The organism is Pannonibacter carbonis, from assembly GCF_003012935.1.
GTDB classification, from domain to species: domain Bacteria; phylum Pseudomonadota; class Alphaproteobacteria; order Rhizobiales; family Stappiaceae; genus Pannonibacter; species Pannonibacter carbonis.
This window is the reverse complement of the sequence record NZ_PUDR01000014.1, coordinates 98,463-106,139: the sequence shown is the minus strand read 5'-3', so window position 1 is coordinate 106,139 and position 7,677 is coordinate 98,463. Positions and strand designations below refer to the sequence as shown.

General features: G+C 61.6%; 10 protein-coding genes. 4 read left to right on the top strand and 6 right to left on the bottom strand.

Annotated elements, in window-relative coordinates:
• A partial coding sequence (locus C8348_RS18155; protein ID WP_106754720.1) for a hypothetical protein occupies window positions 1-380 on the bottom strand: 380 nt, incomplete at its 3' end.
• 92 nt (window positions 381-472) lie between these two features.
• Complete coding sequence (locus C8348_RS18150) at window positions 473-2,188, bottom strand: ParB/RepB/Spo0J family partition protein (RefSeq protein ID WP_106754622.1); 1,716 nt, start codon at window positions 2,186-2,188, stop codon at window positions 473-475.
• Between the two features lie 191 nt (window positions 2,189-2,379).
• On the opposite strand from C8348_RS18150, the gene C8348_RS22465 reads away from it, so the two are divergent.
• The 4 genes from C8348_RS22465 (at window position 2,380) to C8348_RS18135 (ending at window position 4,012) form a co-directional block, all read left to right on the top strand.
• Window positions 2,380-2,655 carry a type II toxin-antitoxin system MqsR family toxin gene (locus C8348_RS22465; RefSeq protein ID WP_198647114.1) on the top strand — a complete coding sequence of 92 codons (276 nt, stop codon included), beginning with the start codon at window positions 2,380-2,382 and terminating at the stop codon, window positions 2,653-2,655.
• Window positions 2,655-2,801: a type II toxin-antitoxin system MqsR family toxin gene (locus C8348_RS22460; protein ID WP_198647113.1), complete on the top strand. Its 147-nt coding sequence runs from the start codon at window positions 2,655-2,657 to the stop codon at window positions 2,799-2,801. The genes C8348_RS22465 and C8348_RS22460 overlap by 1 nt, the downstream gene beginning before the upstream one ends.
• 2 nt (window positions 2,802-2,803) lie before the next feature.
• The gene (locus C8348_RS18140; protein WP_106754703.1) at window positions 2,804-3,232 is read left to right on the top strand and encodes a type II toxin-antitoxin system MqsA family antitoxin; all 429 of its coding nucleotides are present in this window, start codon (window positions 2,804-2,806) and stop codon (window positions 3,230-3,232) included.
• Between the two features lie 153 nt (window positions 3,233-3,385).
• A complete protein-coding gene (locus tag C8348_RS18135) occupies window positions 3,386-4,012 on the top strand; it encodes a LysE family translocator (protein ID WP_106754702.1) in 627 nt (208 codons plus the stop codon).
• A gap of 62 nt (window positions 4,013-4,074) precedes the next feature.
• Here the strand turns inward: C8348_RS18135 and C8348_RS18130 are convergent, their stop codons facing one another.
• The 4 genes from C8348_RS18130 to C8348_RS18115 form a co-directional block, all read right to left on the bottom strand.
• Complete coding sequence (locus C8348_RS18130; RefSeq protein ID WP_198647124.1) at window positions 4,075-4,482, bottom strand: MFS transporter; 408 nt, start codon at window positions 4,480-4,482, stop codon at window positions 4,075-4,077.
• Between the two features lie 68 nt (window positions 4,483-4,550).
• Entirely contained in the window at window positions 4,551-5,243 is a 693-nt protein-coding gene (locus tag C8348_RS18125) for an aspartate/glutamate racemase family protein (RefSeq protein WP_106754701.1), read from the bottom strand.
• Window positions 5,244-5,297: 54 nt separating this feature from the next.
• The gene (locus tag C8348_RS18120; protein WP_106754700.1) at window positions 5,298-6,314 is read right to left on the bottom strand and encodes a serine hydrolase domain-containing protein; all 1,017 of its coding nucleotides are present in this window, start codon (window positions 6,312-6,314) and stop codon (window positions 5,298-5,300) included.
• A 184-nt stretch (window positions 6,315-6,498) separates the two neighbouring features.
• Window positions 6,499-7,626, bottom strand: a complete 1,128-nt coding sequence (locus tag C8348_RS18115; RefSeq protein WP_198647123.1) for an acyltransferase family protein — start codon at window positions 7,624-7,626, stop codon at window positions 6,499-6,501.
• Between the last annotated feature and the right edge of the window lie 51 nt (window positions 7,627-7,677).

Sequence of the window (7,677 nt, the reverse complement as noted above, 5' to 3'; positions counted from 1 at the left end):
TCCTCGGCCGCGGCGCGATGCGTGGCGAGATGGACGAGCTCGGCGCCTTCGCCAGCACGGTCGAACACGCGCACCGAGCCGATGGCGGGACGTTCCACGATGGTGAAGCTGAGCGCCGATTCCAGCGAGAAGGTGCGATGCACGCGGATGGCGACGACGCCACCGGCGCCGTAATCGGCCTCGTGCACGGTGAAGGTAGCCGAAAGGGAGAGATTCCCGATCGCGCGGTCCCCGCGCCTGGCGATCAGCCGCCCCCGGCTGTTGGTGCTCCGCCAGGCGGCGAGCTTTTTGCGATGACGCTCCGGCGGGCGTGGCGCGCCGTCGGACCAGGCAATGAGCGAACCTATGGGTGCGTGGTCATAGATGAGATGTGCGGACATGGTGTCCTCCGTGATTGCGCGAGGCGTTGAAACGAAGCCGCCGCCGGAGTGACCGGCGGCGGTGAAGTGCATTCGGAAGAAGAGGGAGCGGCCTATTCGGCGGCTTCGCGGAAGCTCTCGGGGATGTCGGCCTCGTCGAAACGGTCCTCGTCCGCGTCGAAATCGTGCGCAGGCTCGATCGCCTCGTTGCCATCGAGCTCGTCCTGATCGGCGGGCGTGCCGTCGTCATCGTCCGCGCTGGCGCTGTGCTCCGTGAGCCACTTGCTCAGCGTCGCGGTGCCCGGCGCGAACAGCGCTGAGCCGTGGACGAAGTGCCCCTCCTTGAAATGCTCGACCAGCGCGGCACGCGTGTCCTTGACGCGCTGGCGCGGCATGACAGGCGTATCCTTGCACGACGCCTCCAGTGCCGGACGCGAGAGGCAGGACAGGAAGTCGTCGCTGCCCATGTTTGGCAAGAACCCGTCCGCGCCAATCGCATCACCGGCGACGAGGGCGAGGATGCCCGACTTCGTCGCATTTTCCCGGCACGACAGCACGTCGATCAGCACGCTCCGGATGGCGATGCGCAGCGTGTCCATGTCGAAGGCGAGCTTACCCTCCTGGTCGAACAGTTCCGCCGCATGGCGCCCGAAGCGGCTGCCCCACCGGAACTCGCCGCCGGCGCCGGAATCGACGCGGACGTTCTGACCGGCGAAGGCGAGCACCAGCAGCGCCATCAGCATGTCGTCCTCGATCGGCGCCCGCGACAGCGCCTCGTGCAGCGCGTCGGTGCGCAAATCGCCGATCATCTCGATGCCCTTGCGGGTGACGTCCGGACGGGGCTTCGCCAGCGTACCGACATCGTCGACAGCCGCGTCGGCCTTGCCCTTGGCCTTCTTCTCCTCGGGCATGCGGTAGTGCACGGTCTGCACCTTGCCCTCGCGGTCGAGATACATCGCCGTGCAGTCGCCCTTGCCCGGCTTGCCGTAGAGACGCTCCGCCTTCTTCGGCAGTTCGGGCTGACCCCAGTTATTAGCCTCGGTGACGATCCCCTTCTTCGGAAGGTGGCTCGTCATCCATTCCTGCTGCGCGCCGAGGAAGGCCTCGACATCCGTCGTGTAGCGCGAGTCCTCATCGGCCTGCGCAAACAGGTCCTCGACCCACTGGATGCCATAGGCCTGTGCCAGGTCATCGCCGAAGCTGGCGTCGCGCGCATACATCCGCTTCTTCGTGAGCGCGTTGGCGACGCTCCACCACGACACCTGAGGATCGCCCTTCTTCGGCTTGTGCGCCTTCCAGACCTCCTTCTGCTCGTCGAGCGAGGCAGCCGCGATGGTGCGGAGTTGCTGCTCGTTCGGCATGTCGCCCTTCGCCATCTGGTCCAGCATGGCAGCCAGGATGTTGGCCAGCAGCCGGAGCTTGCGGATCTGGCGCACCGGCAGGGCCAGCGCGACGGCGATCGCCTCCTCGGTCCAGCCGAGTGCGACGAGCCGCTCGATGGCGCGCCACTGGTCGACCGGGTTGAGCGGTTCGCGGGCGATGTTCTCGACCATGGAGCGCATGGCGCCATTGTCATTGGCGGCGTCGACCACCAGAACCTCGATCTCCTCGAGGCCGGCCTTGATCGCCTGCTTCACGCGGCGATGGCCGGAGTCGATGATGTAGCCATTGCCGCCGCCGCTCTCCGGCGCGATCATCGGGGGCTGCACGAGACCGACGGCCTTGATGGTGGCCAGCAGCAGGGCGTCGGCCTGCGGGGTAGACTTCGTCTGACGCGTGCGGTCGGGATTGTCCTTTAGCGCGCGCGGATCGACCTTCATCAGATGCATGGGAATGCTCCTTCCAGGGGTTGCGGACGCGGAGCCTCACTCCGGTCCCTCTCCGTCTTCTTCCCGAAGACCCCCTCCGGCCCGCGGAGCGGACGGGGCGGTGCAACTGCGCCCGAGCACCCCTGCCCGGCTGGACAAGCGGGGCTAGCAGCCCTGCGCGGGACGACGGGCTGGGATCGCGCAGGACGCGGTTGAGCGTCAGCGACACCGGCTCGGCCGATCCGCGAGCAAGGTCTTCTTTCTCCTCCCCCTCTCTCATCTCTCTTTATTTGCCACCATTAAGGTGGCAGATTGAGCGATGGGAAAAAAAGCGCCCGACCTATGATCTCGAGGCGATCAAGATCGCGTTGGGATCGGTCAGCACGCTGGCGATGACGTCATCCGCGCTTCGCGATGCCAATAGTGTCGGTTTCGACCGGTCGGGCGTGGTCGAAACCATCGCCGGAATAGAGGGGCGCATGTTCTAATGTTCTACAAGTCGATGACGACCTTCGCTGATCACCGGCTCTGGCAGGACGTCTACCATGTCCCGGCGCGGGATCTGACGCTCTACGTGAAGTTCCCGGCCGACGTCATCACCGAGTTCACGGTCATGTCGTTCAAGGAGAAATGACCATGGCGGTATCGAAACAGAAGCTGCCGGAGACGATCGTTTCGCCGGAGACCGGGGAAACCCTGCGTCGTGGCGTTCGCCCGTCGCTCGTGACCTACAAGGGGAAAAGTATCACGGTTCAACTGCCGGGCTACTACCCGGAAAGCGGCGACGAAGGCGTCCATGTCGGCGACGACATGGCGGTGACCGATGCCGCGCTGCGCGCGCTAAAGGAAGAAGTCGAAGGCATTCCCTCTCCGGCGACGATCCGGCGGGTTCGCGAGAAGCTGAAGCTCTCGCAACGCGAGGCCGGCGGTCTGCTGAAGGTCGGAGAGAACGCTTTCGACAAATACGAACGGGGCCTGGTGGAGCCCAGCGGTCCGACCAGCCAGTTGCTTTGGCTTCTCGACCACCATCCCGAGCTGATCGAGGAGTTGCGCGCAGGCGCTTGAGCCGCGCAGAAGGCGATCCCTCCAACCTTCCTTACAGCGGCCTTCGCTACGACGCTAACCGTCGCACAAATCCCGGGTTTGGTACGCTACAAAAACCCGCGATTCAATTCGTGCAATACTCGGGATTTACGCATCAGACCGGAGGTAAGTTATATGGAGCATTTGCCGGAGATAGGGTTGGCTTTCGGTGCCTTTGCGCTTGGAATGTTCAGCCCCGGTCCGAATATTCTCTCTGTCGTCGGCACGTCGATGGCTATCAGCCGCAAAGCGGGCGTTGCACTGGCACTCGGTATTTCGGCAGGGTCATTGCTCTGGGCCTCTATGACCGCGATCGGGCTGACGGCATTGATTGCGGCCTATGCTTCAGTGCTGACGGCCATCAAGATCGTCGGCGGGCTTTATCTGTTCTGGCTGGCCTTCAAAGCCTTTCGCTCGGCCGCTTCGACAAGGCCGATCATAGACCCGGCCGGATTAGCGGCAAGCAGCCTGCGCACGTATTTTCTGCGTGGCCTGACAGTCCAGATGACCAACCCGAAGGCTGCGTTGACGTGGATCGCAATCATGTCGCTCGGCCTCGCGCATTCCGCCCCAGCCTCAACCGCACTCGTTATCGTAGTCGGAACCACGATCCTCTCGGTTGTCGGTCATATCGCCTATGCCGTCGCCTTCTCTACCAAGCGCGTCGTTACGGCTTACGATCGCGCTCGTAGGTGGATCGACGCAGGATTGGGAGTGTTCTTCACCTTTGCAGGGATCAAGTTGCTTACAAGCCGAACCTGATCTGTCGCGCAAATCCCGAATTTCGCCCGATCTGTTAGCCGGACTTTTGCATCGCTGCAAAATCAGGACTTCCGCGACAACAGCAGAGCGAGGACGGCCGAGATCGCGCCGAAAGCGCATGTGCCGGTCCAGCTCCATGACGCATAGGCAGCGCCGCCGATGCCAGCCCCGACCGCGCCGCCGGCGAGCATGGTCGCCATGAACACGGTGTTGAGCCGGCTGCGGGCGGTCGGATCGAGCGCATAGACGCGCGCCTGGTTGGCAACCTGAGAGGATTGCACCGCAAGGTCCATTATCAGGATGCCGACCACCAGGCCGACGATAGAGTCTTGCCAAAGTCCGAAGATGACGAAGGCGAGCACCACCAGGCCCGCGCCGACCGAGACGACCACGGCCGGCCCGCGCCCATCCGCGAAGCCTCCGGCGATTGGGGCGTGTCTTTCGCAAAATTCCCGAGTTTCGAATCGCATGAATCTGAGACTTTTGCGGCGCCTCAGAAGTCAGGTTATGCGCGACAGAGAACAATTGCAGCCAGACCCTATTCGTCCAGCGCCATAGTCAGTGCCGCGTCGCAATGCACCAAGGTCGTGTCGAATACCGGCACCGACACGTTGCCCTGATTGAGCAGCATTCCGACTTCCGTGCAGCCGAGGATAAGGCAATCCGCGCCGTGATCGACAAGTCGTTGAGCGATGGCAATATAGGCCACCTCGCTCTCCTTGGTGACAAGATCGCGGCAGAGTTCCTGGTAGATAATGCGGTGCGTTTCGGCCCGGTCTTGTGCCTCCGGGATGATCGGCGTGAGGCCGGTCGCCGCCAGCCGCTCGGTATAGAAAGATTGCTCCATGGTGAAAGCGGTCGCCATGAGGCCCGGCGAACGCAATCCGCTCTGCTGAATGCGTTCGGCGGTCGCATCGGCAATGTGCAACAAGGGGACGGAAACGCCCTGCATCATCTGTTCCGCAAGCTTGTGCATCGTATTCGTTGCGAGAATGATGAAATCCGCTCCCCCACGTTCGAGTGCCTTAGCTTGCCGATTCAAGACCTCCCCGGCCTGCTCCCATTTCCCGGCCATCTGCAAGGCTTCGATCTTAGCGAAATCAAGGGACCGAATAAGCAATTCAGGCGAGTGAAGCCCACCTATGCGCTCCCGCGTTCGATTGCAAAGCTCGCGATAGTAAATCTGCGTCGAGGCGGCGGACATGCCGCCAAGGATCCCTATTGTTTTCATATCCAGCTTTCAACGTAACTATTGTCGCGAAAATCCCGGAACCTTCGTCAGGATCTACGGGCGTTTTGGAGCCGCCACCGCGATTTGCTGCAACAGCTTGACGAAATGGCTCGTCCTGATGCCCTTCGTGTTTTGGGCCGGGTCCACGGTTTGCACGACCACCAAGTGTTTTAACGGAACAATGGCAATGGCCTGACCGCCATAGCCAGATGCAAGGGCAGCACCGGGGCCAAATACGTCGGGGTTCAACGTCCACCAGAGATAGCCGTATCCCATGCTGCCGCGATCGGTGGCGGAATAGGCCGTGGTGGATGCCTTCACCCACGACGCCGGAATGACCTGCCGGCCGCTCCAGCGCCCTGCGTCAAGATAGAGCTGACCGAAACGGGCCGCGTCTCTGGCGCTGAGGCGAAACGGATAAGCCGGATGGATGGACAAGTTTTCGAGCGAATAGCTGCCGTCCCGCGCTGAGAAATCCTGCATGCCGATCGGTTGGGCGATCCGCTGGGCAAAGCTCCGGAAAATGTCCTCGCCGGTCTGCTCACGATAAATCGTGCCGAGCGCGTTGAAATCCCAATTGTTGTAGAACCAGAACGTGCCGGGGGCATGGCTCCCCCGCCCCGGCCTGTTTCGCCGCATGTCGCCGGTTTCATAGGCGGCCTGGTGGTATATGCCCGACCGCGCCATGAGCAGATCGCGCAACGTGGCCCGTTTTTCCGCTCCAGTCAGTGCCGGAGGTTTGTCGTCAATGGCGAGATCGGCAAGCGTGCTGCCGAGATCGATGCGGCTTTCGGAAACAGCGATCCCGTATAGAGCGCTGAGCAGACTTTTGCGGACGGAGGCAACATTCACTTTGCGGGACACGTCGCCCCAACTGGCGATCACCTTGCCGTCCTGCACGACCATGACCGCCGTTGGGCTCAGGGTGGCGGCATAGTCCTGCGCCACCTTCAGCTCCTCGACGGACCAGCCGGCTGATGCAGGATCGGCGCGTTGCCAAGGCTGCGCCTGCGCTTCCCCTGGAAGAACCCCCAAGAACAGGGAGAAGATTATAAGCGCAATCAGGTGCATGGAGTGACCTCTCAAAATCAGCAAAAGCCTCCTCCACTATGGCAGAGCCGTCCTCATCTTTTAGATATTATCGCGCGCTGCATGCAACCGGCAGCGCTTCTACCGTAAACTTCCGCGGCTCCAGCAGAACACGAGATCCGCTCATTGCCTTGGAAAGCTCGATATCTGCAATGACGGGCCGACATCATTTGGATGGCGACAACAGTCTATCGCGGAGACGCAGGAAAGTCTGCTCCACCAAGAACCAGAGGACAGCTGCAACGGCGAAGCTAGCAATCAGATAGGCGACAAAGCCGACGCTACCTTGCAGGTTTTCTTCTCCGACGAGCAGGCGCATGAGATGAAATGCGGATTTGTGCGTGAGGTAGAGGCTGTAGGACAGTGTTGCTACGAGTGCCGCCCCCGGCACGGGCCAGCGTTTCAAAACGCCTTCAAGATCGAGCATGGCACAGAACAAAAGTGCGATCCCGATAGAGACCAACGGAAAACCGGCGACGGCGCCGAGCTGGGCCTGAAACACCGGAAAAATGCCCTGCCCTGCGAGTGGCCCCCTGATGACGAAGCAGATCAGCGCCCCGATCACGAAAAACAGCCCGAGAGGCAACGTCACCTTGGGCGACAGATACCGTTTGCAAAGTTCGGGCTTGAAGAAGCGCACAGCCGCAAGCACCACGCCGAAGAGCAAGCCATCGAGACGCGTGTAGGTCGGATAGTAGACATCGCGGAGGTACGTCGCGAATGCGGGGCGGAATTGACCTTCTGCGACAAGGCCCCCCACCTGCACATCCCATATCGAATATCGCAGCGCGATCCCGCCGAGCGTCAGCATTCCCGCAAGGACCAGCACCCATCCCGCGCTGACGCGCTTATAGAGGAGAAGCACTAACAGAGGCAGGACCAGGTAGAACTGCTCCTCGACCGCAAGAGTCCATGCCTGTGAAAAGGCGTTGCCTTCTCTCGGATCGAACCCGAGATTGACGGTGAAGGTCGCAAACTTCCAAATCGGCTGCATGGTGGGCGTATCGCGCACCATGGGCACGAGCGCGTACAATGCCAATACTACAAAGAAGGCCGGGAATATCCGGAAGGCGCGTCGGATATAGAACGACCTGAAATCGACACCGCCAGTCCGAGCCATCTCCTTGAACAGCTGCGTCCCGATTAGATACCCGCTGAGCACGAAAAATATATCGACACCGAGCCAGCCATATTCTCGAATGGCGACCAACGCATCAGGGGTGGCGTTCAGCGGCAGGTGAACGAGCATGACGAGAAGGATGGCCAGCGATCTCAGAATGTCGGGACCGATCATCCTCGACCCCGTCGCCACTATGCTGGCCTGAGAATAGCTGGGAAGCCCCCC